The sequence below is a fragment of the Luteibacter sp. SG786 genome (assembly GCF_011759605.1).
Classification (GTDB): domain Bacteria; phylum Pseudomonadota; class Gammaproteobacteria; order Xanthomonadales; family Rhodanobacteraceae; genus Luteibacter.
The window spans coordinates 531,681-553,250 of sequence record NZ_JAAOYX010000003.1 but is presented as its reverse complement, the minus strand read 5'-3'; the positions used below and the strand labels follow the sequence as shown (position 1 = coordinate 553,250).

Here is a 21,570-nt window from a genome sequence, read left to right as displayed (position 1 = left end):
ACATGGGCCTGAAAGCCCAGCACCGGCTTGAGAGCACGCCCGTCATCCTGTGCGAAGGCGACTCGTGGTTTTCGACGCCGCTGGCAATGAACCTGCTCGACTGGATCGTGTCGCCCGCGCCGGAGGACGAGGAACGCGGCGTTCCACAGTTCGGCAATGGTGGCCTGTTCTTCCGCGTGGAACGCAGCGGCGACCAGGCCGCTCCGCAGACGGAACGCCCCGGGCGCTCGATGTTCACGAAAGACAACGTGGACGACCTGCTGGGCTGGTTCACGCGCTACGCGTTCGACGCGGTGCTGCTCAGCGCCGGGGGTAACGACTTCGTGGACACATGGTTGCGTCGCGCGCTGGCCGGCAAGACGGGTCTGAACGCCCGCCAGGCTTTCGACGCGATCGTGGCCACTGGCCGCTACGACGAGGTGCGCGCGGCCTATGCCTATTTCGTGGGCGCGTTCCACAAGGCACGGCCGGGCGTGCCGATCCTGGCGCACACCTACGACTATCCCCGGCTCATCGGCACCGAGGCCTCTTTGGGCCTCGGCAATCTCGGCGTGGCCGCCTTGCTGAAGAAGTCGATGGGACCCTGGATCGGACCGAACGTCGAGCATGCGATCGACGGCGGTATGGAGGCATGGCGGGAGTTCGCGCGCCTGCTCATCGACGGATTCGTCGAGCGTGTGCTGCACCCGCTGAAACAGGACGCGCGGTTCGGCGGCATGTTCGATTATGTAGACCTGCGCGGCACCCTCACCGCGGACGCACAATGGCACGACGAGATGCATCCGACCGAAGCGGGCTTCCATGAACTGGCCGTGATCTTCCGCACCGTGCTGCTCGCGAAACTACCGCCCGGCAAGCGCGGAGCGGAAAACGACGATGCGATCGGCCGCCGTGGGCAGGGGGTCGTCACTGCGTAACCAGTCCATCCGCGCGAAGGTGCGCGAGCATGGCCCCAGGCTGACGACGCGCACGGCGCGCCGCCGCGCTTCCTGCTCGATCTTCGCCGCCACATCGCGCAGGATCGTGCCGATGAAGGGCGTGAACAGGTAGAACACGGTGGCCGCCGACAGGTCGGCATCGCGCGCGTCGCCCTGAACGATCGACACGTCACCGAGTTCCAGTGCACGCACCGCGTCCATCGCGCTGTCGACGTAGGCGGGCTCACGCTCCACGCCCATGGCTTGGGCACCGCTGAGCACGTTCACGAGAATGGGAACGTGGCCGAGACCGGCGCCGAGATCGAGCACCACGTCATCTGCCGATATGCGCGCACGCCGCACACCGTCCACGATGTGCCGCGTGGGCGTCGGCTGGTAGAAGACCATCTCGGGCGGCGGCAGCGGACGCTCGACGTGCGGTTCGCGCAGATCGAGAACACCCGCCAGCAGGTGATCCAGCACGTCGTAGTGCTGTCCCGTGGGAACGCCCACATCCAGCCACGGTGCGAGCGCCTCGCGGCCTTCACCGCGCCGGATGGCGTCACGGATCGCAGCGAAGCCGTCGCGATCGAGGGCTTCCATCGCGTCGAGCAGATCGGCGGCTCGCGCATGCAGCGCCGCGTCATGCTCACCCAGCAGGAGCAGGTCGAGGCGATCGGCCGCGTCCGCGCGCCAGAGGAACGCGGAAGGCTGGCGCCAGCCCTCCTCCTGCTCGAGGAAGGACACGATCGAGGCGAGCGATTCCATGGGCGCGGATGGTACCGTGTCGGAACACCGTCGACAGGAACCTCGGATGAAACCCGCACGCCTTCCGCATGCTCCTTGCCGCCTCGTCGCCGCCCTGGCGATGTTCGTGAGCATCCCCGCCCTTGCCACGCCGCCTCTCGCCACCCTGGTATTCCGCGACGGCGGGCGTCCCGTGCTCAGCATCACCGACCCGCACGGGCTTTCCCTCGTGGATGAAACGCTCGGGCTGCGCACGACCGACGCCGATCTCACCCACGGGCTGAAGCTGGTCGCCACCAGCCAGCGCCAGCTCACCGAGCGCTACCGCATGACGGTGGGCAAGCGGCTCGACCGCAACGCCAATCTTTCCGAAACGCGCTACGCGCTGCAGAACGCCAAGGGCCAGAAGCTCGACATCGTGGTGCGCGTGGCCAACGACGGCGTAGCGTTCCGCTACGAATTGCCCGGTGTGTCGAGCGCCACCGTCACCGGCGAGGCCACCAGCTTCACCGTGCCGGCCGCAGCGAAGGCGTGGCTGCTTCCCTACAATCCGCAGTACGAGAAGGAGCGTATCGAAACCACCGCGGGAGCCGCCGCGGCGGGCGATTTTGGCTACCCATCGCTGTTTCGCGTGGGCGACAACTACGTGCTCGTGACCGAAGCCAATGCCGACGGCCGCTACGACGGCAGCCGGCTCACGCATACCGCGAACAGTGGAACGTACACGCTCACGCTCGCCGACTCGCGCGTGGAGAGCACGGGCGTCACACCTTGGCGCATGGTAATCACGGGCGACCTGGCCACGGTCACCGAGTCCACGCTCGTCGACGACCTGGCCGATCCTGCGACGTTCGCGGACACATCCTGGGTACGACCCGGCAAGGTGGCGTGGTCGTGGCTGAGCGAACACGAAAGTCCGTCGGATGCGGAACGGCAGAAGGCGTACGTCGATTTCGCGTCGCGCAACCGCATCCCTTATGTGCTCGTGGACGAAGGCTGGAGCGACAGCTGGGTACCCGACCTCGTGCGCTACGCCAACGCGAAGCACGTCGACATCCTGCTCTGGTTCCACTGGTCGAAACTCGACACGCCGGCCAAGCGCATGGCCGAACTCACGAAGGTGAAAGCCTGGGGCGTGAAGGGCGTGAAGATCGATTTCATGGAATCGGATTCGCAAGCCCGGTACCGCTGGTACGACGCCACCCTCGCGGACACGGCGCGGCTGCACCTCATGGTGAATTTCCACGGCGCCACCATTCCGCACGGGCTGGCCCGTACATGGCCGCACCTCATGACCATGGAAGGCGTGCGTGGCTCGGAGAACGATCCGCCTGCCGTCGGCAACACCATCCAGCCCTTCACGCGGAATGTGGTCGGCTCCATGGACTACACGCCGGTGGCCTTCGATGCCGGTCGCAAGGAAGCGTCCATCGCGCACGAAGTGGCTCTGCCCATTGTCTTCGAGTCCGGATGGACCCACCTCGCCGACCGCCCGGAAGCGTACGAGAAGCGCCCGCAGGCGCTCGCCTTCATCGACCAGGTGCCCACGGTGTGGGACGAGACGAAGTTGATCGCAGGCAACCCTGGCCAGGATGCCGTGTTCGCCCGGCGCAGCGGCGACCGCTGGTTCATCGGCGCCATCGCCGCGGGGGCTGCGCGCCGCCTCACCGTTCCGCTGGCCTCGCTGGGCGTGGGCCCGTGGCATGCCGACATCGTGCGCGATGGCCCAGGCCGCGGCGACGTTCTGCGCTCGGCGCAGAACGTGACCGCCGACGGGACCCTTTCCTTCGACGTGCCGGTGAACGGCGGGTTCGCGGCCATCCTTTGCCCGCTGGCAAAGGGGCAGTTCGCAAACGGGTGTTACCGCTGACGAAAGGCGTCGACCAGCCGGCGCCACCAGCGCCCGATGTGCGTGTGTCGGCCCGGAAACGCACGCTCGACGGGCAGGCGCGCCATCACCTCGGTGCCGCCCGCGCTGCGTGCGGCGATGGTGACAGTACCGCCCATCGCCGCGGCGCGCTCCCGCATGCCGCGCAGGCCCCAATGGCCGTCTCGGCCATCGCGCAGCGAGGCGTCGTCGATACCTCGGCCGTCGTCGCGAACGGCCAGCACCAGCTCGCAGCCATCCATGCGGAGATCGATGTCGATGCGCGTGGCATCGGCGTGGGCCATGGCATTGTGCACGGCCTCTCGCGCGATGCCGAACAGCTCGTCGCGCACCAGCGCGTCGAGGTCGCGCACGTCGATGTCCACATTCACCACCACCGGCATGGCATGCTCGGCCGCAAACGCAGCGGCAAGGGCTCGCAACGCCGTATCCAGGCGGGCGGATTCTCCCACGTGCGTGCGCAGGTCCCGCACGCGGTCACGTGCTTCGACCAGTGCTTCGTCCGCGCGGTCGAGCGCACGCTCCATGGCGTCACGCAGGGGGTCGCCCGGTGGCACCTTGTTGGCGATCGCCTGGAAGCGCATCGACAGGCCCTGGATGCTTTGCAACAAGGTGTCGTGCAACTCCCTGGCAATGCGCTCGCGCTCTGCGTGGCGTTCCTGAAGGCGCGCACGCATCTGCAACGCGATCCTGCGCAGGCGAAGGAGGAAGGCGACCCAGATCAGCACGGCCACCAGCGCGAGGCACACCAGGAAGAACCACGGCATCTGATAGAAAGCGCGCGCCACGACGACCGTGATAGACGCGCCGACATCATTGGCGACACCATCCTCGTTCGTCGCGGTCACGTGGAACACATAGCGTCCTGGCGGCGGATTCGTGTAGGTCGCCTCGCGATCCTCGCCGGCGTCGCGCCATCGCGTGTCCAGGCCTTCCATGCGGTAACGGAAACGCACGCGCTCTGGCATCGTCAGGCTGGTGGACGTGAACGCGATGCGCAGGCGTTCGGTGCCCGCGGGCAGGTGCATCGTGGCGGCGGCGGGCCAGGTTCCCACGTCGGTAGACACCGTGCGTATGGACACGTGCGGCGGCAACGGGTTGCGCGGCACATTCGCAGGATCGAGCGACACGATGCCACTGGTGGTCGCGAACCATAGACGGCCGTCGTCCGCCAATACGGCCGTGGGCAGCGGCCGGAACTGCGCCGGCGTGCCGGGCAGGCCATCGAGTGAGTCGAACCATTCCACCGGCGGGCGATACGAGGCGTCTTCCAGCGCGCGAGCCACGTCCTTCGCGCGAATGTGCGCGATGCCCTGGGCGGCGTTCGCCCAGACATCGCCACCCTGGTCGCGGACGAGGCCGGACACGCCACGCAGCGGTTCGCCGAGGGTGCCGATCATCTGCACCCGCCCTCCGATCACCACGCCGAGGCCCAACTCGCCGCCCACCCACATCGCTTCTCCATCCTCGAGCAATGCCGTGACATTGCCCACGGCCAAACCCTGGGCGGCATCGAGGCGGGTGTCCACGTCCCCCTGGCGAACCAGGATGGCGTTGCGTGCGAAGCCCATCCACAAGCGCCCGTGGCGATCGCGGGCAAGCACCAGCGGCGACGGATCGTTGGGGAACGCAGGGAGCGGATCGTGCTCCCAGCCACCCTCGGTGAAGTGGAACAGCCCGGGCCGGTTGATGGAAACCCATACGCCACCTGTGCCATCGCCGACGATGGCCTGCACGCCGGAGTAGTCGGCGTACGGCAACGTCGCGAACGGTTCCGGAACCCCGTTGTGCAAGCGCCACAGTCCATTCGGCCCGGCCAGCCACGTGCCTCCGCCGTCGCGACTTGCCGCGGTGATCGGCTCGCGCAGACTCGCCGGTGTCTCGCCGATGGCTTCCAGGCGCGTGAGCGCGCGGTTCTTCGTCCCCACCCACACGCCGTGGCCGGACGCCGCCACCATCGCGAAATCGGTGGCACCGGGCGACGTCAGGGCGGGCAGGAGGCGGCTCACGCGGAAGCGGTCGAGTCCCCTGCTCCCGCCGACCCAGATGTTGCCTTCCCGGTCCTGGATCACGACGCTGACGTAGTCGGAACTCAGCCCGTCGCGTTCCAGGAAACGCTCGGCCTCGTGCCCTTCCGCGCCGATCTCCCTGCCCGCGAAGCGATCCACGCGCGGAACGCGCCGGATACCGTCGCCGAGGGTCGGCATCCACAGTGAGCCATCCCGGTCGAACAAGAGCCCGGCGGAGGAGAGGCGCAATACCGGGCCGGCCGCGCCAGGGTCGCCCCTCCCCGTCCATGCCGGACGAACGCCGCCGTCCGCCTCGGCCACCCATATCGACCCGTCCGGCGCCTCGGCGATGCGGTTCACCCTGCCGACGGACCGGGTGGCGATCTCAAAGCGTTTTCCTTGCGGCGGCAGCCATGCAAGCGCGTCTTCGGTGGCGACCCACAGCCGGCCCTCGCGATCGACGGAAAGATTGCGCGCGCGAGTGCCTGGCAAGCCCATCGGCTGTTGTACGAGACGCCAACGTCCGTGCTCGAACTGCACCAGCCCGTTGAAGGTGGCGCCCCAGATCCGCCCGTCGGGCGTGCCGCCGATGGCATACACGGTTCCCGGTGGAAGTCCCGCCGCGGCGGCGTAGTGGATGGCGCGATCGCCCTCGATGAAGCTGGCCACGCCATAGCGAAAACCCACCCACAGCCCGCCCGACGGCGGTGCGTACAGCGAGGCGACGCTGGATGCAGGGAAGTCGCCGCCTTCGCGCGGCCGGTAGCGTTCGAAGCGCACGCCGTCGAAACGGTACAGGCCCGTCTGCGTGCCCAGCCACAGGTAGCCGTCCGACGTCTGCGCCAGCGCCGTGACCTGCCCGGGGGCGCCTTCGCGCACCGTCCAGGCGGTGTGGTAGAGCTGGCCCACGTTGCGGTCGCGGCCGTCCATCGCCTGCGCCACATGCGCGAACGCAAGCCATCCGGCCGCGAGCAGCCAGACAATCGCCCATACGGTCGGCGCACGGTTCGAAGGCACGTCGCGGTCCTCAGATCGGCTGGCAAAGATAGCGCGGGACGCCGCCGAAGTCCGCGAGTCAGCCCGATGTCGTCACGCGTCGGCCGCCGCGCCGGCCTGTTCGCGCTGCACGGTCACGAAGCGATGGATGGAACGGGTCAGGCTGTCCACCTCCGCCATGGCGGAGCGCATGTCGATGCCGGCCTCGACGATCACGGCAATGTCGTCGCACACGCGATGGCCGCCGGGGACACCCAGGTTGCCCAACACATTGCGCAGCGCATGCACGGCCTCGGCGGCGGCGGCGACATCCTGGGAAAGGATCGCACCGCGCAGGTTTTCCAGCTGGTTTGCCGCGCTGCGCGCGCACAGCTCCACGAACTCGCCGAACTCCTCCCGGCTGCTGAGCACGCGCATATCGTCCAGGGGCGACGACGTGTCCGTCGGATGTCCCGTTTCCACGATCGGCTGCCAGAGGCGAGCGGCATGGTCCATGCGGCGCTCCTCCACTACGGATTCGATCACGTCGAGCAGGCGCTGCGTGGGGATCGGCTTCGTGAGGTACGCACGGGCTCCGGCCTTGAAGGCGATACGCACGGCGTCGTGGCTCGAATCGGCGCTGAGCATCACGATCGGTGGCACGCGGCCTGAGCGGCGCGCGGCCTCGATGCGACCGAGCACGTCCCATCCGGAGCTGCCAGGCATGTGCAGATCCATGAAGATGAGGTCGAACGGTTCGCTGGCGAGGCGATCCAGCGCCTCGTCGCCGTCCACGCAGAAGACGGTGCGGTGGCCGGCGCGCTCGAGAATGCGACCGAGAATCTCGCGGTTCGCAGCGTTGTCGTCGACGACGAGGCAGCGCTGCGAAGGAACGCGGTCGCGATGATCGTCCAGCAGATCGGTGAGGGGCATCTCAGAGGCGCTGCGCGCGCCCGCGGCGGCACGTGGCAACGGAAATCGCCAGCTGAAGACCGAGCCGCCGATAGGGTTGTCCGCGACGTCGAGCTGGCCGCGCATCTGTTCCGACACGTTGCGCACGATGTAGAGACCCAGCCCGACGCCTTCCTGGCGGCGATTCTCCCCGGTGCTGAGCTGGTGGAAAGGATCGAAGATGCGCGGTTTGTCGACATCGGCGATGCCGATACCGGTATCGGTCACCGTGCAGACGATGGTCGGATCGCGGCCGGCCGTGCTTTCGACCAGTTCCACGCGAACTTCCACGGACCCGCCCGGCGGCGTGAACTTCAAGGCATTCGACGCGAGGTTCGACAGCACCTGCTCGATGCGCCCGGGATCGCCGGTGAAAACCCCTTCCACGGACGCGTCGCGCGCGAGGCTGAAGACGATACGTTTCTCCGCCGCGAACGGACGGCACACCGCCCCGACCGTCGCCAGCACTTCGTCGAAGGCGAATACCTGGTGCCGCAAGGTGAAGCTGCCGCCGGCGAACGAGGCCACGTCGAGCACCGCGTTCACCCGATGCAGCAGCGCGTTGGCGTTGGTGGACAGCAGTGCGACCAGTCCACGCTGGTCGTCGTTCATCACGGAGGTATCGATAAGCGAGGCCGCATGGATCACCGTGCCCAGCGGGGTCCGCATCTCGTGGCTCATCATGGAGATGAAGCGGTGCTGGGCCTCGCGCGAGGCGATGGCTTCCGCGGACACCTCGCGCAAGGCCTCGGTCATGCGGTAGAGCGTCATCGGCAGCACGATCACCAGGCCCAGCGCGTAGAGGGCGTACGCGGGACGGGCGAGCCAATACCCATCGGGCGCAACGACTGCGAGGATGAGCACCGATGCGGCCACGCCGGCGGCGAAGGCCTTGCGGCTGTAGCGCACGCCCAAGGCCACGGAAAGGAAGGGAAGCACCGCGGTGAGCGTGATCACCAGCATGAACGCGGTTTTCAGCAGGATGGCGACCATGACGAAGTTCGCCACGCTGCCGATCGCGTCGATGGCCGTGTTCTGCCGCAGGGAACCGGCGCGCGCGCAGAGCATCCACACGGTGCTGAGCACAAACAGCGCAACGGCCACGGGAACGGCCCGCTGCGCCTCGATCGCCATTTTATCCGGGCCATGCAGCCAGGCGGCGGTCCAGATGACGATGAAACCGAGGATCACCGTGCGCATGAGGGCCACGCGATATTCGCTGAAGCTCGCCACGATGCGATCGATACGGGGATTGCGCAGCCGCGCGGCGACCTCACCGAGCATCACCGGTTCGGCGCGCCTGCCGCTCCCGTCGTCGATTCTCATACCGCCTGGTCCGGCTTCCCCAATAGCGGCCTAGTCTAGTAAACCTGCTGGCGGTGGCAAGTGCGGGCTCAGGTTCCGCTAAGGCGCTGCCTTGGCGGCTTTCCTTCCCGCGGCCTTCTTCGCGGTGGACTTTTTCGCCGCTGCTTTCTTCACCGGCGAACGCCTGCGGGTGCCCGCGTCCACCTCGACCCAGACAGGCGCATGATCGCTGGCCTTGGGGCGGTCCCGCACCCAGCGGTCAACGTTCGCGTCCTTCAGCTTTCCGGCAAGCGCCGGCGCAAGCAGCAGGTGGTCGATGCGCAGGCCACGGTCGCGCGGCCAGTGCTGCCTGAAATAATCCCAGAACGTATAGATGCGCTCGTCCGGATGCCGTTCGCGCAGCGCGTCCGTCCATCCCTGGGCGAGAAGGCGCGCATAGGCGTCCCGGCTCTCCGGCTGCAGCAGGGCGTCGCGACGCCAGTGCTTCGGGTCGTAGATGTCCTCGTCGGTGGGCACCACGTTGTAATCGCCGGCCAATACGACGGGCTGCCCCGTGTCGAGCAGCCGTTGCGCGTGGCGCAGGAAGCGTTCGAACCAGGCGAGCTTATAGTCGAACTTCGGCCCCGGCCACGGGTTCCCATTCGGCAGATAGATGCAGCCGACAAGCACGCCGTGCGCCATCGCCTCGAGATAACGGCTTTGGGTGTCCTTCGCGTCGCCGGGAAGGCCCCGGCGGCTCTCGACCGGGTCCACGCCTTTCGCGAGGATGGCCACGCCATTCCAGGAAGACTGCCCCGCCCACACCGCCCCGTAACCGGCATCGTTGATCGCGCCGATGGGGAAGCCCCGATCGGCGGACTTCAACTCTTGCAGGCACGCGATGTCCGGCGCTTCCCGTTCCAGCCACTCCAACACGTTGGGTAAGCGGGATCGGATGCCGTTGACGTTGTAGGTGGCGATTTTCATCGGGCGACTTTCCGGCAGCTCCGGTCGAGGAAGGGTGAGGAGTGCCTGAAGTCTTGGCACGAGATTTGCCTCGATCCAAATGTCGACCGCAGGAACCTTCCGGGCGGGAGAACAATAGCCTTCGGGCAACAATTTTTTACGAAGTGCTGTGCCGAGAACTTGCACGTTTTCGGCAAGGCCGAGCCCCCCTTATTTCCCTCTAAATACCTGTACTTGCACTATTTCATGCTGCACCGCAGCAGGTCACGCTCGAACCCGTTAACCCGGGTGACCCACGATTTCATCCGCTGGACAAGCTGCCCGACCTGCTGTAAATCTTCGATTCATTCCATTTGGATCGAGGCAAATGGATAGCTAGCGACGGAGCGCGGGGAGGGTCATCGAGGGCCCGCAGTTCGTCGTACCGGGCGGGGGCCCGGAGCGCACTTCCCGCGTGATCCGTCATTTCGGGGCATCACTTTTCGGGGAAAGCATGAAAAAGCAGTTTCTCTCTCGCAGGAGCGCACTGGCACTGGCGGTCTGCGCCTGGCTGGGCGGCGTTTCGAGCGTCTACGCGCAGTCCACCACGGGTGCCATCAATGGCTCCGCCCCGGTGGCGGCCAATGAAACCGTCGTGGTTGAAAGCGGCGCCGGCTTCCGTCGCGAAGCGCAGGTGGACGAGCGCGGCCGCTACTCCCTCTCGCAGCTGCCCCTGGGCACCTACACGGTGACCCTGATGCGCGACGGCGCGGCCGTCGATTCCCGCAAGGACGTCACGCTGCGCGTCGGCGCCAGCACCGACGTGTCGTTCAACGCCGCGCCTGCCACCGCGGGTGCCGCCGAGAGCCTGGAAGGCGTGACGGTTACCGGCACGGCGCTGCCGAGCATCGACGTGACGGCGGTCGACTCGCGCACCGTCATCACGTCGGAACAGCTGTCGAAGATTCCGCTCGGCCGTTCGGCCGAAGAAATCGCCCGCCTCGCGCCGGGCGTGGTCAACAACGGCGGCGGCTTCACCAGCGACACCGGCCGCTCGGTCGCCAGCTTCGGCGGTGCCGCGGCGAACGAGAACGCTTACTACGTCAACGGCTTCAACACCACCGATCCGCTCAACGCGCTCGGCGGCCTGCAGCTTCCCTACGGCGCGATCGACCAGCAGGAGGTCTACACTGGCGGTTACAGCGCGCAGTACGGTCGTTCCGACGGCGGCGTGATCAGCCAGGTGGGCAAGCGCGGCACGAACCAGTGGCACTTCGGTGCGCAGGTGCTCTGGGAGCCGGCCTTTGCCCGCGCCTCGGGCCCGAACCTGCATTACGCCAACACGCCGGAATCGGCACCGGCCGGCGACCTGTATCAGCCCAAGAGCCAGAATGACAAATGGACCACCACGGTCAGCGCCTACGCCAGCGGTCCGCTCATCAAGGACAAGCTGTTCTTCTTCCTGGGTGGCGAGTTCGAACGCCAGGGCCTGCGCGAGGTCAACAACGTAGGCAACAACACGCCTGCCGACACCAAGAGCTATCGTAACCCGCGCTGGTACGGCAAGCTCGACTGGAACATCAACGACAGCAACATCCTCGAACTGACGAGCGCCGGCGACAAGCGCGAGGGCTCGGGCACGCGCTATCGCTACGACTACGCCAACCTGACGCGCACCGCGCGCATCGGCGACCTCAACGACACCAAGACCGGTGGCGACCTGTGGGTGGCGAAGTACACCGGCTACATCACGGACAACCTGACCGTGAGTGCCATGTACGGCAAGATGTCGAGCAAGAACTACGATCAGCCGACCGAGTACGATCCGAACCTGATCCGGGTCGACAACCCGGTGCGCCAGAACCCGGCGCTCAATGGCGGCACCCCGATCCAGAACAACCAGGTTAGCGATATCAGTTCGCCCGGCCGCGGCAACAAGTCCACCAACTTCCGCTTCGACGTTGCCTACGTGCTGGGCGATCACACGATCTCGGTCGGTATCGACAACGTGCGTTCGCGCGTGGAGGACTTCGGTACGCAGAGCCCGGGTCCGGGCTATGTCTGGAGCTATGGTCATTCCGACGACCCGCTGGAAGCCATCGACAACACCCCGGGCCGCAACTTCGTGCCCGCGCCGGGCCTGTTCCCGAACGGCGAGCAGGGGTACTGGGTGAGCCGCAACGTGGTGAATAACCTGGTGAACGTGCGCTCCGACCAGAAGGCGCAATACATCGAAGACAAGTGGCAGGTCAGCGACCGCTTGCTGCTCTCGATCGGTCTGCGCAACGACCAGTTCACCGACTACAACCAGTTCGGCGAGCCGTTCATCAAGCAGACGCGTCCGCAGTGGGCACCGCGCCTCGGCGCGTCGTGGGACGTGAACGGCGACGGCACCTTCAAGGTGTATGCCAACGCCGGCCGCTACTACCTCGGCCTGCCGCTGAACCCCGCCACGGGCGCGGCTGCAGGTTATACCGCCACCCAGCAGTACTTCACCTACTCGGGTATCGATCCGGTCACCGGCAATCCGACCGGCCTCACCCAGTTCAGCAACGTGGTCTCGGGCAACAACTCCTACGGCATTCCGCCTGACCCGCGCACCGTCGCCGCGAAGGACCTCAAGTCCGAAAACCAGGATGAGTTCATCGTGGGCTTCGACAAGACCTTCAACGAGAACTGGAACTACGGCGTCAAGCTGACCCAGCGCAAGCTCAACGCCGTCATCGACGACTTCTGCGACCTCGACGTGGTCACCAACAAGGCTGCGGCGCTCGGCTACACGGTCGGCTCGACGAACAGCTGCTATCTCGTCAACGGCGGCCACTCGAACAAGTTCACCCTGATCGACACCGCGGGCAACCCGTTCGTCGTGCCGCTCAGCCGCGAAGAAATGGGCATGCCGAAGACGAAGCGCCGTTACCTCAGCGCCGAGTTCTACGCGGAGCACCAGTTCGACGGCACCTGGTACGGCAAGTTCGATTACGTGTGGTCGCACTCCTACGGCAACACCGAAGGCCAGGCGCGTACCGATACCCGCCAGTCGGGTGCGGCGGGCAGCGTGGACTGGGATAACCACTGGGTGATGGACTACGCCAATGGTCCGCTCGGCAACGACCACACGCACGTGTTCAAGGCCTACGGTTACTGGCAGTTCGCTCCGGAATGGCAGCTCTCGGGCAACTTCCAGGCGATCTCCGGTGCACCGGAAGTCTGCCTCGGCTACTGGGGGCCGAACCAGGAAGACGTCGCCCACTACGGCAGTTCGTACCACTGGTGCGACGGCCAGCCCTCGCCTCCCGGTGACAAGGGCCGCCTGCCCTGGACCTTCCAGCTCGATCTGGGCTTGACCTACCGTCCGGAGTGGGCGGGGTCGAAGCTGGCGTTCTCCGCGAACGTCTTCAATGTGCTCAACCAGCAGCGCGCAACGTTCCGCTACCCGACCCAGTACGAGTCGCGCGGCACGCCGCATCCGATCTACCGCGTCCCGCTGATCACCCAGGACCCGCGTTACGCCCGCCTGGCCGTCAGCTACGACTTCTAAGGTTGCTTAAGAACAGCAAGATCCCTGTGTGACACTTGCGCCCCTCTGCGGGAACCGGCTCCTCCCCAGCCGCTTCCCGCAGACCGGGCGCTCTTTTTTTTTGTCAGCGCGCCTCGCCCGAGGCGGCCACCACCCTCTCGATGTAGCCGAGCACGTCGGCCAGGGGGAGGTCGAAGATGCCGGCGTCCCCGTTGTCATAGGCCTGGCGCCAGACGTCGTAGCCGTCGCGCCAGTTCTCTTCGGCGTCGGCCTGGCCGTCGGGTTCGAGCAGGCTGGCGTCCAGGCTCGCCCGGGACACGACCGCATGGTGCATGGCGGGTTGGATTCCGCCCGGGAGCCGGTGGTTGCGCAGCTTCACGCCCAGGATCGAAACGTGGAACACCTCCCCATCCTCCGGCTCGATGTCGATCCGGCGGATCGCCACACGGGACGCCTCCTCTCCCGGGCGGGTGCGGTAGGTCCAGGACTGGCCCACGACATAGTCGGGCTTGCTCACCGGCGATTCTCCTCGTGCCTGCGTTCGTTCGGCCCCGCATCTTAGTCCAGTCCAGCCTAGCTTCCGGGCGGCCAGGGCCGAGATGCCTTAAACTTGCGCCCCATGAGCGCGCACCCATTGGGGTGCGACGCGACGCGCGAGGCAGCGCGGCCCGCGAGGCCGCTTCCCCAGCCAGCCCGAAGGCTTTCCGCGCATCGCGCGATGGCCCGTCTGTTTACGTTTTCGAGGTTCAGCAAACCATGGTGGCATTGGCGACCGAGCACGTGATCGACGTGCATCACTGGAACGACAGCCTGTTCAGCTTCCGGACCACGCGCGACCCGGGATTCCGGTTCGAGAGCGGGCACTTCGTGATGATCGGCCTCGAGGTCGATGGGCGGCCGCTCATGCGGGCGTATTCCATCGCCAGCGCGCATTACGAGGAACACCTGGAGTTCTTCAGCATCAAGGTGCAGGACGGCCCGCTCACCTCGCGGTTGCAGCACCTGAAGCCCGGCGATCCGATCATCGTCAGCCGCAAGCCCACCGGCACCCTGGTTCTCAACGACCTGAAGCCCGGCAAGCGCCTGTACCTGCTCGGCACCGGCACAGGGCTGGCGCCCTTCCTCTCGATCATCCGCGATCCGGACACCTATGAGCGCTTCGACACCGTGGTGCTCGCGCACGGCGTGCGGCACGTGAACGATCTTGCCTACTCCGACTACATCGAGAACGAACTGCCCAAGCATGAGTACCTCGGCGATCTCATCCGCGAAAAGCTGGTGTATTACCCGACCGTCACTCGCGAAGCGTTCCGCAACCGGGGCCGCATCACCGACGCGATCGCCGACGGCGAGCTGGCTCGCGCCACGGGCCTTCCTCCGCTGAACCCGGCCGAGGATCGCGTGATGCTCTGCGGCAGCCCCTCGATGCTGGAAGACATCTGCGTCCTGCTAGACGGCAAGGGATTCCAGGCGTCGCCGCGGACGCGTGAGCCGGGCGACTACGTGATCGAGCGAGCGTTCGTCGAGAAGTAGCGCCGGCCGGTCAGGTCAGCGCCTGATGCGCCCCTGCCCTTCATTGTCCCAGTAGCCGAAGATGCGGCGGGCGACGAGTTTGTACAGGCGCTTGCCCGTTGCGCGCCAGAGTCGCGAATGCGCCGCGGGGCGCGCCAGCATGGCGCGCTGCCGCCGCGTCAGGGCGTCGGGGACATACGTGCGCTTGTGCTTCAGCAGATGGCGCAGGTCCTCGCGTGCGAGAAGGCGGAACAGCGGCCCCCGGCGGCCACGGGTCCAGGCGATCTGGAAATCCACGAGGCCAGGCGTGCCGTCTTCGCGCACGAGCCAGTTCGGTTCCTTGGCCAGGTCGTTGTGCACGATGCCACGACGGTGCAATGCCGCCAGCAGGCGCAACGCGGCGCGGTAGTACCCGGCGTCCATGGGCTTGCCTACCTGCATGGGTTCACCCGACATGTAGCTGCGCTCCAGTACCCGCCCGTTCCACGCGAGCAGGCGCGGCACGCCGTCCAGGCCGTCCAGACGGGCGAGCGCGCGGGCCTCGCGTGCAGCGGCGCGGCGGGCGAAACCGCGCGCCCACCAGCGGGCACTGCCGATGTCGCGCCGGATCAGCGTCACGCCGTCCCGCTCCACGCGTTCGATGCGGCCGAGTTCATCGGCCTTGAGCAGGGTGATGGATTCCGTGGTCGCGCTATGCACGCTTTTCCTTCATGACATTGACGCGCCGTGCCCATGACGGCAGCTACGCTAAGATGCGAACTTCGCAGGGAGAGAACGCACGATGTTGCTGCGACACATCCTGTCGCTGGCCGTGGCCGCGGCGGGTCTGACCGCTTGCCATGACGCCGACCATGAACGCGGAGGAGCTTCGCCACCGCCCGCGAGGGCCGGTGCGGACAAGGATACCCAATCGGCGAACGAAGGCCTCTACACCATGGAACTGAAGCTGCCCGATCTGCCGCGTGGCGCGCAGCCATTGCGCGAGGCGATCGACCGCTACGTGGAGCGGCAGAAGCGCGATTTCCTCGCCAGCCTGGATACGCCCGGCGCCCGCGCGCGGGCGCGGGAACTCCCCTGGGACCTCAATCTCGACATCGCGGTAGCCGCCCACTCCGACCGCTTCATCAATGTGCAGGTCGACGGCTCCGCTTTCACCGGGGGCGCCCATCCCGCGCCGATCGTGGACAGCTTCACGTTCGACCTCGAAGAGCGGCGGGTTGTGGGCATCGACGACCTCTTCGCCGATCCCCACGCGGCCGAGAGCGCGTTCGCGACCGAAGCACGGCGCCAGTTGCTTACCGCACTCGACGACCAGGACGATCCGCTCGCCTCGGACAGCGAACAGATCGAGCGAGGCACCGCGCCCGGCAAGGGACGCTACCGCGTGTTCAGCCTGCTCACAGGGCCGGATGGCAAGGTGCATGGGCTGACATTCATCTTCCCGCCGTACCAGGTGGCGTCGTACGTGGCGGGCCAGCAGGCGGTCGACGTGCCGAGCGAGGCCTTCGCCGCTTACCTGAAACCCGAATTCCGCGAGGCCTTCCGCTGATGGATGTCGCGCTTTACCTGCTCGCGGCGGCATTGGTCGTGGGCGGCGTCGCCGGCGCGGTGCTGCCGGTGCTCCCGGGTATTCCCATGATTTTCGGCGGTATCTGGCTGGCGGCCGCCGTGGACCAGTACCGGCACCTCGGCTGGGCATGGCTGGGGGCGATCGGCATCGTCGGCGCCGTCGGCGTCGCGCTCGATTTCGTCTCCGCGTCGCTGGGCGCGAAGCGCATCGGCGCGAGCCCGCGCGCCTTGTGGGGCGCGGGCGCGGGAACAGTGGTCGGCATGTTCTTCGGCATCCCCGGGCTCATCGTGGGGCCGTTCGCCGGCGCCATGGCCGGTGAGCTCTGGTCGGGCACCAGCGTGTTGCGCTCCGCCCACGTGGGTGTGGGCACGTGGGTGGGCATGCTCCTGGGCATGCTGGCCAAGGTCGTCATCTCGTTCCTCATGATCGGCATGGCTGGGGTCGCCCTGCTCTTCAGCTGACCGCCATTGGGCACATTGGCGCGCTCCGGCCGCAACGGCTAGTCTCGGCTGACTCAAACGGGGAGACACGCATGTTCCGACGACTCACGCTCGCTGCCGCCGTCACGCTGACGGTCGGCTGCCTGCACGCAGAACCCGCCACACAGCCAGCCTGGATCGCCCGCAGCAACGCCGACGCGCAGCCGCTGCTCGACGTCACGGCCCGCTTCAGCCCCGAATCGGCCACCGATATCGGCCTGAAGGGCTACGACGAAAAGACCGTCGATCTCGGCCCGGACGTGAACAAGCGCCAGCGTGCGGCCCTCGTCGAAGTACGTGACACAGTGAAGAAGCGGCTCGCCGAAGAAAAGGACCCCAACGTCAAGCAGGACCTTCAGATCCTTCTCAAGCAGATCGACGGCAGCATCAAGGGCATCGACCTGAACGACAAGTACCTGCTGCCCTGGTTCGACGCCGGACAGATCGTCTTCAGCGGCGAGTTCTCGCTGCTGAACGCCGAAAGCAAACCCGAGCAGAACAAGGCCGCGCTGGGTCGTCTGAAGTGCTACGTGGGCATGGCGCCGGGCTGCACGCCCCTGGTGGACCAGGCGAAAGCCCGTACCACCGAAAAGCTGGGCGACAAGTCGCTGCTGGGGCCCGTGAAAGCCGACGTCGAGCAGAAGCTGGGCAACACGCAGCGCTATGTCGACGGCATCCGCAAGCTGTTCGCAGAGAAGAAAATCGCCGGCACGGAAGAGGCCATGGCGAAGCTGGACCAGCAACTCAAGGATTACAACGCCTGGGTGAAGAAGACCGTGCTGCCGCACGCGCGCACCGACTTCCGCCTTCCCGAGCCGCTGTATGCGTACAACCTCGAGCAGGTGGGCCTGGACATCTCGCCCCGCGAACTGATCGAGCGGGCGCAGCTGGAATTCATGGAAACCACCTACGCGATGCAGATGCTCGCTCCCGTCGTGGCCAAGGCGGAAGGCCTGCCCGACGGCGACTATCGCGACGTGCTCAAGGCGCTGAAGAAAAAGCAGTTGGCAAAAGACAAGGTGGAACCCACCTATCACGCGGTGATCGGCAAGATCGAGGACATCATCCGCAGCCAGCGCATCGTCGAACTGCCGAAGCGGGAAATGGCGATGCGCCTGGCTTCGGAGGCGGAGAACGCCCGCACGCCGGCGCCGCACATGGATCCGCCGCCGTTCGTCGGCAACACCGGCCAGCGCGGCACCTTCGTGCTCACCACGGGCAATCCGCCGGCCGACGGCGACAAGACGCAGATGTACGACGATTTCACCTTCGAAGCTGCGGCATGGACGCTCACCGCGCACGAAGGCCGGCCCGGCCACGAGCTGCAGTTCGCGGCGATGGTGGAACAGGGCGTGTCGCTCACGCGTAGCCTGTTCGCCTTCAACAGCGTGAACGTGGAGGGCTGGGCGCTCTACGCGGAAGCGGAAATGCTGCCCTACGAGCCGCCCGCGGGACAGTTCATCGCCCTGCAGTTCCGCCTCTTGCGTGCGGCCCGCGCGTTCCTGGACCCGATGCTCAACCTCGGCATGGTCACGCGCGAACGGGCGCACGACATCCTCGTGCACGACGTCGGTCTCTCGGAACCCATGGCCCGCCAGGAACTGGACCGTTACACCCTGAACTCGCCCGGCCAGGCCACGGCGTATTTCTACGGCTACACGCGCATCCTTCAGCTGCGCGCGGAAACCCAGACCCGGCTAGGCGACAAGTTCGATCGCAAGGCCTTCAACGACTTCCTGATCGCCCAGGGACTGCTGCCGCCGGATCTGCTCGCAGAGGCGGTGCGCACGCGATTCATTCCGTCGCAGGAGAAAAAGAAATAGCAGGTGCCGCTCCTGTAGGAGCCGCTATAGCGGCGAGGTAGATTCTCGCCGCCATGGCGGCTCCTACATCACAATTCAGTGCCCCGACGCGTTCGGAATCACATAGAGCAGCACCGCCAGGTAATGCAGCACGCTGCCGGCGAGCACGAAGAAATGCCAGATGGCGTGGTGGTAAGGCAGTTTCCGCGCCATGTAGAAGGGCACGCCCGCCGTATAGGCCACGCCGCCGCCGAACAGCAGCGCGAGGCCGCCGGCGGGCACGTTGTCGCGCAACGGTTCGATGGCAATCACGGCCACCCAGCCCATCGCCACGTACATGGCCACCGCCGCCTTGCGGTAGCGCTTGAGCAAGCCAAGCTCCGCCGCGCTGCCGAGGATCGCCAGTAGCCAGATCGTGCCGAACAGCCCCCAGCCCCACGCGCCCGGAAGGGCCAGCAGGGTGAAGGGCGTGTAGGTGCCGGCAATGAGCAGGAAGATGGCGATATGGTCGAGCGTGCGCAGGACGCGCTTCGGCATGTCGCCGGGAATCGAGTGATAAAGCGTCGAGGCGGTATAGAGCAGGATCAGCGTGGTACCGAAGACGGAACTGGCCACCACCGCACGCGCGCCGCCGTACATGGCCGAAAACGCCACGAGCACGGCCAGTCCGGCGATGCTGAGCACGAGGCCGATGCCGTGGATCACGCTGCTGGCGACTTCCTCGCCCAAGGGATAGCGCGGCGTGCTGTCGAGAACCATGGTTGTTTTCTTCCTGTGGCCTGATCGCGAAGGTTAGCCCAAGGCGGTCGCCCATGGCGGCTTCGGGGGCGCAACGCGACCATTGACCGCCCCGTGCCCGGCGTTGTTCCATGGGCCATGCTTCTCGAACTCCTCGTGCATATCGGCCGCCTCCCGCCCCAGGGCGCGGGCCTGCGCGCCGCGCTGGCCATGGCCACACGGCTGGGCGCGCGCCTCGACGCGCTGTACGTGGTGGATCTGCCCGCAGCCGCCTATACCGTTCCCGAAGCGGTGCCCATGCAGCTGGACGCCGTGCGCCAACGGGCGAGCGACGCCAAGGCGGTGGCCGCCGACTGGGCCGCCCTGCTCGCGTCGCGGCACCTGGAAGGCAAGTGGCGGGTGGGCAATGGCGACACGGTGTCGCTGCTCGCGCATGCATCGGCGGGATACGACCTCGTGGTCATGGAACGCTCCTCGACGATGCGCGGCGACGCGCCTGTCGGTTTCGGCATCGTGTCGCGCACGGTGTTCGCGTCGAGCCGCGGCGTGCTGGTGGTGCCGGAAGCCGCCCCCGTCGAAACCCTGGGGGAACACGTGCTGGTGGCCTGGAGCGGCAGCAGGGAATCCGCGCTGGCGGTGCGCTCGTCGCTGCCATTGTTGCGTAAGGCAACGCGGGTCACGGTCATCGACGGCAGCCGCGACGAAGACGTCGGTACCTGCGCCCTGCCCGACTCCGACATCTGCGGCTGGCTCGACTCCCACGGCGTGAAGGCCGACGTTCGCCGTCTCGACGAGAAAGCACTTTCCGCACCCGGTCCCGCGCTGCTCGACACCGCGCATGCCGAGGGTGCAGATCTCATCGTCATGGGCGCCTGGGGGCGCTCGCGCCTCTCCGAGATGGTCCTGGGCGGCACCACACGCTTCCTCTTCATGCAATCCGACGTGCCCATGCTCGTGGCGCACTGAGCCGGGCGTCCGTTCCCGCCACACGGCGCTTGTGCGGAACATCCGCCCTCGCCTAACCTGACTCCGGACCCGAACACGATCCCCGCCGGTCCCCACCGGCCGTGTTCCCGACCGCGCATCACCTTCCCCCCACGTTGCAGGAGGTGGCCCATGTCGTTCGTTCGTCCGCAGCCCGTCGCCGGAGTCCATCCGGATACCGCCCGAATCGTCGCCTTGAGCGCGGCGATCGCCCTCAACGCCGCCGCGCTTCTTGCCGCGCTGCGCCCTGTCGCCGCCACGCTGTCGGTCGCCACGCCCTCGCCGCAGGCGTTGCGCCTGATCGACCATCCCGCCGAACCGAAGATCGTTCCGCCGCCGCCCGTCCTGCTCAAGCCCCTGCCTCCCCGGTCCGCGCGGGCAGCACCCGTGGTCAAGCCCGTGAGCGCGCCGCCACAGGTGGCCGTGGTGCCGACGGATGAGGGAACGGTAGCCCCCACGGTGCCGGTGCCTGTCGAGGCCGCGCCGCCGGCCGAGTCCTCCGCGCCCGTGGAGGCCACCCTGGCATACGTCGCCGCGCCACCGCCTACCTACCCGCGCGTGGCCATCTTGGCGCACATGGAAGGCACGGTGATGTTGCGCGTGCTGGTGGACGAAGCGGGCAAACCGCTGGAGGTCGTCGTCGAGGGTAGTAGCGGCCACGCCGTGCTCGACAAGGCCGCGCGGGAGCAGGTGCTGGCCCGCTGGCGATTCCAGCCGGCCACGGCGGGCGGGAAGCCGGTACGCGCGTGGGCGCGCATTCCGGTGAGTTTCGACCTGAGGAAGGGCTGATCGGCCCTGCGCAAAAGCGCGCTGGCGCGCGGACAGGGCCTCAAGGGATGCCCTTCCCGCGCCAGCGTGCTTCCCGCACGCCGCCTTTCAGCGAGGCATCACTACCACGTCGGGCTTCCGGTTGGCCCGGGCCACGGCCCAGACGATGAGGGCAAGGAGGCCCACCGGCAGGAGGACGGGAAGCAGCGCCAACGCGACCACCGGCGCCAGCGCCAGCATCACCACGCCACCGATCACGGCGCCGAGAATGCTGCCGACAAGGCTGAACAAGCCGCCGATGATGCCGAATACAAGCTTCAACACCATGCCGACAAAGGCGAAGACGAGCCAGAAGCCGACGGCGAGGACGACGAGCGAGGTAAGAAAGAACATGGCAGGGCACTCCGTGGTCGGAACGACCGCCCCCGGGGTGGCGGTCGCAGCTTCGATGCGGGGCTGTGCGAAAGGGTTTAAGGACCCG

At 67.0% G+C, this 21,570-nt stretch carries 17 protein-coding genes; 9 read left to right on the top strand and 8 right to left on the bottom strand.

Annotated features, from left to right (window positions below):
* The first annotated feature begins 2 nt into the window (after positions 1-2).
* Positions 3-917 (top strand): hypothetical protein, encoded by a 915-nt coding sequence (locus FHS47_RS18390; RefSeq protein ID WP_167031660.1) that lies wholly within the window; start codon positions 3-5, stop codon positions 915-917.
* On the opposite strand, the gene FHS47_RS18385 is transcribed toward FHS47_RS18390, so the two are convergent.
* Positions 843-1,685: a hypothetical protein gene (locus FHS47_RS18385; RefSeq protein ID WP_167031657.1), complete on the bottom strand. Its 843-nt coding sequence runs from the start codon at positions 1,683-1,685 to the stop codon at positions 843-845. The two genes, FHS47_RS18390 and FHS47_RS18385, sit on opposite strands and share 75 nt — an antisense overlap.
* A 46-nt stretch (positions 1,686-1,731) precedes the next feature.
* Between FHS47_RS18385 and FHS47_RS18380 the strand changes: the two genes are divergently transcribed.
* The gene (locus FHS47_RS18380) at positions 1,732-3,534 is read left to right on the top strand and encodes a glycoside hydrolase family 97 protein (RefSeq protein WP_167031654.1); all 1,803 of its coding nucleotides are present in this window, start codon (positions 1,732-1,734) and stop codon (positions 3,532-3,534) included.
* On the opposite strand, the gene FHS47_RS18375 is transcribed toward FHS47_RS18380, so the two are convergent.
* From FHS47_RS18375 to xth, 3 genes are all read right to left on the bottom strand, one after another.
* The gene (locus tag FHS47_RS18375) at positions 3,525-6,578 is read right to left on the bottom strand and encodes a sensor histidine kinase (protein WP_167031651.1); all 3,054 of its coding nucleotides are present in this window, start codon (positions 6,576-6,578) and stop codon (positions 3,525-3,527) included. The genes FHS47_RS18380 and FHS47_RS18375 overlap by 10 nt on opposite strands.
* Positions 6,579-6,650: 72 nt before the next feature.
* Entirely contained in the window at positions 6,651-8,813 is a 2,163-nt protein-coding gene (locus FHS47_RS18370; protein WP_167031648.1) for an ATP-binding protein, read from the bottom strand.
* A gap of 78 nt (positions 8,814-8,891) precedes the next feature.
* Complete coding sequence (xth, locus tag FHS47_RS18365) at positions 8,892-9,758, bottom strand: exodeoxyribonuclease III (RefSeq protein WP_167031645.1); 867 nt, start codon at positions 9,756-9,758, stop codon at positions 8,892-8,894.
* Between the two features lie 472 nt (positions 9,759-10,230).
* Here xth and FHS47_RS18360 point away from each other — a divergent pair, with 472 nt between their 5' ends.
* Entirely contained in the window at positions 10,231-13,257 is a 3,027-nt protein-coding gene (locus FHS47_RS18360) for a TonB-dependent receptor (protein WP_167031642.1), read from the top strand.
* Between the two features lie 103 nt (positions 13,258-13,360).
* Here FHS47_RS18360 and FHS47_RS18355 read toward each other — a convergent pair whose 3' ends face one another.
* Positions 13,361-13,753, bottom strand: a complete 393-nt coding sequence (locus FHS47_RS18355) for a hypothetical protein (RefSeq protein ID WP_167031639.1) — start codon at positions 13,751-13,753, stop codon at positions 13,361-13,363.
* A gap of 239 nt (positions 13,754-13,992) precedes the next feature.
* Here FHS47_RS18355 and FHS47_RS18350 point away from each other — a divergent pair, with 239 nt between their 5' ends.
* On the top strand, positions 13,993-14,769 hold the full coding sequence (locus FHS47_RS18350; protein WP_167031636.1) for a ferredoxin--NADP reductase: 777 nt from the start codon (positions 13,993-13,995) through the stop codon (positions 14,767-14,769).
* Positions 14,770-14,784: 15 nt separating this feature from the next.
* On the opposite strand, the gene FHS47_RS18345 is transcribed toward FHS47_RS18350, so the two are convergent.
* On the bottom strand, positions 14,785-15,447 hold the full coding sequence (locus tag FHS47_RS18345; protein ID WP_167031633.1) for an RIO1 family regulatory kinase/ATPase: 663 nt from the start codon (positions 15,445-15,447) through the stop codon (positions 14,785-14,787).
* Between the two features lie 82 nt (positions 15,448-15,529).
* Here FHS47_RS18345 and FHS47_RS18340 point away from each other — a divergent pair, with 82 nt between their 5' ends.
* The 3 genes from FHS47_RS18340 (at position 15,530) to FHS47_RS18330 (ending at position 18,620) form a co-directional block, all read left to right on the top strand.
* Positions 15,530-16,297: a DUF3298 and DUF4163 domain-containing protein gene (locus FHS47_RS18340; protein ID WP_167031630.1), complete on the top strand. Its 768-nt coding sequence runs from the start codon at positions 15,530-15,532 to the stop codon at positions 16,295-16,297.
* Positions 16,297-16,779: a DUF456 domain-containing protein gene (locus FHS47_RS18335; RefSeq protein WP_167031627.1), complete on the top strand. Its 483-nt coding sequence runs from the start codon at positions 16,297-16,299 to the stop codon at positions 16,777-16,779. The genes FHS47_RS18340 and FHS47_RS18335 overlap by 1 nt, the downstream gene beginning before the upstream one ends.
* A gap of 71 nt (positions 16,780-16,850) precedes the next feature.
* Entirely contained in the window at positions 16,851-18,620 is a 1,770-nt protein-coding gene (locus FHS47_RS18330) for a DUF885 domain-containing protein (protein WP_167031624.1), read from the top strand.
* A gap of 75 nt (positions 18,621-18,695) precedes the next feature.
* Here FHS47_RS18330 and FHS47_RS18325 read toward each other — a convergent pair whose 3' ends face one another.
* Positions 18,696-19,358: a hemolysin III family protein gene (locus tag FHS47_RS18325; RefSeq protein WP_167031621.1), complete on the bottom strand. Its 663-nt coding sequence runs from the start codon at positions 19,356-19,358 to the stop codon at positions 18,696-18,698.
* Between the two features lie 117 nt (positions 19,359-19,475).
* Between FHS47_RS18325 and FHS47_RS18320 the strand changes: the two genes are divergently transcribed.
* Both FHS47_RS18320 and FHS47_RS18315 read left to right on the top strand, forming a co-directional pair.
* On the top strand, positions 19,476-20,303 hold the full coding sequence (locus tag FHS47_RS18320; RefSeq protein ID WP_167031618.1) for a universal stress protein: 828 nt from the start codon (positions 19,476-19,478) through the stop codon (positions 20,301-20,303).
* A 150-nt stretch (positions 20,304-20,453) separates the two neighbouring features.
* On the top strand, positions 20,454-21,110 hold the full coding sequence (locus FHS47_RS18315; protein WP_167031615.1) for an energy transducer TonB: 657 nt from the start codon (positions 20,454-20,456) through the stop codon (positions 21,108-21,110).
* Between the two features lie 87 nt (positions 21,111-21,197).
* On the opposite strand, the gene FHS47_RS18310 is transcribed toward FHS47_RS18315, so the two are convergent.
* Positions 21,198-21,482 carry a hypothetical protein gene (locus FHS47_RS18310; RefSeq protein WP_167031612.1) on the bottom strand — a complete coding sequence of 95 codons (285 nt, stop codon included), beginning with the start codon at positions 21,480-21,482 and terminating at the stop codon, positions 21,198-21,200.
* Positions 21,483-21,570 lie beyond the last annotated feature (88 nt).

Bases quoted from the DNA above. Each gene is read 5' to 3' on its own strand.
- FHS47_RS18390 (WP_167031660.1), top strand. From the start codon at position 3: ATGGGCCTGAAAGCCCAGCACCGGCTTGAGAGCACGCCCGTCATCCTG.
- FHS47_RS18385 (WP_167031657.1), bottom strand. From the start codon at position 1,685: ATGGAATCGCTCGCCTCGATCGTGTCCTTCCTCGAGCAGGAGGAGGGC.
- FHS47_RS18380 (WP_167031654.1), top strand. From the start codon at position 1,732: ATGAAACCCGCACGCCTTCCGCATGCTCCTTGCCGCCTCGTCGCCGCC.
- FHS47_RS18370 (WP_167031648.1), bottom strand. From the start codon at position 8,813: ATGAGAATCGACGACGGGAGCGGCAGGCGCGCCGAACCGGTGATGCTC.
- xth (WP_167031645.1), bottom strand. From the start codon at position 9,758: ATGAAAATCGCCACCTACAACGTCAACGGCATCCGATCCCGCTTACCC.
- FHS47_RS18360 (WP_167031642.1), top strand. From the start codon at position 10,231: ATGAAAAAGCAGTTTCTCTCTCGCAGGAGCGCACTGGCACTGGCGGTC.
- FHS47_RS18350 (WP_167031636.1), top strand. From the start codon at position 13,993: ATGGTGGCATTGGCGACCGAGCACGTGATCGACGTGCATCACTGGAAC.
- FHS47_RS18340 (WP_167031630.1), top strand. From the start codon at position 15,530: ATGTTGCTGCGACACATCCTGTCGCTGGCCGTGGCCGCGGCGGGTCTG.
- FHS47_RS18335 (WP_167031627.1), top strand. From the start codon at position 16,297: ATGGATGTCGCGCTTTACCTGCTCGCGGCGGCATTGGTCGTGGGCGGC.
- FHS47_RS18330 (WP_167031624.1), top strand. From the start codon at position 16,851: ATGTTCCGACGACTCACGCTCGCTGCCGCCGTCACGCTGACGGTCGGC.
- FHS47_RS18325 (WP_167031621.1), bottom strand. From the start codon at position 19,358: ATGGTTCTCGACAGCACGCCGCGCTATCCCTTGGGCGAGGAAGTCGCC.
- FHS47_RS18320 (WP_167031618.1), top strand. From the start codon at position 19,476: ATGCTTCTCGAACTCCTCGTGCATATCGGCCGCCTCCCGCCCCAGGGC.
- FHS47_RS18315 (WP_167031615.1), top strand. From the start codon at position 20,454: ATGTCGTTCGTTCGTCCGCAGCCCGTCGCCGGAGTCCATCCGGATACC.
- FHS47_RS18310 (WP_167031612.1), bottom strand. From the start codon at position 21,482: ATGTTCTTTCTTACCTCGCTCGTCGTCCTCGCCGTCGGCTTCTGGCTC.